Here is a 397-nt window from a genome sequence, read left to right as displayed (position 1 = left end):
CTTTTTTTGTTGGTGACCTAGGAAATTCTTTAATTAAAAAATTTACGAAAATTAAGCGCCATACTGACCTTTTAGATATTTCACAATATCTTTAGATTCGAACATTTTTACATTGGTATTCGGATCGACAAGATAAGGTACATGGATATTGTTCCCCATCATGGTGAACAGCTGTTCGCGTTTACCGCCTGGCAAGGGCTCATATTTTCCTGGCTTTAAGCGTAGCTTGGCTGGGCCATAATCTTGCCAGCGTTCTTTCGCCACATTGTGGTAGATATAAGGAATTTCCAGCTCAGACAATACACCACGGACTATACGGGTATACGGGCTGGCTTCAAACCCCCACAGCTCCAGAAGCTGTTCAGGTGCAGGTTTATTTTTCTTTAATGGTTTTGCC

At 41.6% G+C, this 397-nt stretch carries 1 protein-coding gene; it reads right to left on the bottom strand.

Annotated features, from left to right (window positions below; translation table 11 throughout):
- Positions 1–51: 51 nt before the first annotated feature.
- Positions 52–397 (bottom strand): glutathione S-transferase N-terminal domain-containing protein (locus ACEWB7_RS18495; RefSeq protein ID WP_411581160.1); only part of this gene is annotated, 346 nt, incomplete at its 5' end.

The sequence above is a fragment of the Acinetobacter sp. NIOH-H-8 genome (assembly GCF_046635365.1).
Classification (GTDB): domain Bacteria; phylum Pseudomonadota; class Gammaproteobacteria; order Pseudomonadales; family Moraxellaceae; genus Acinetobacter.
This window is presented reverse-complemented; position numbering and strand designations above follow the sequence as displayed.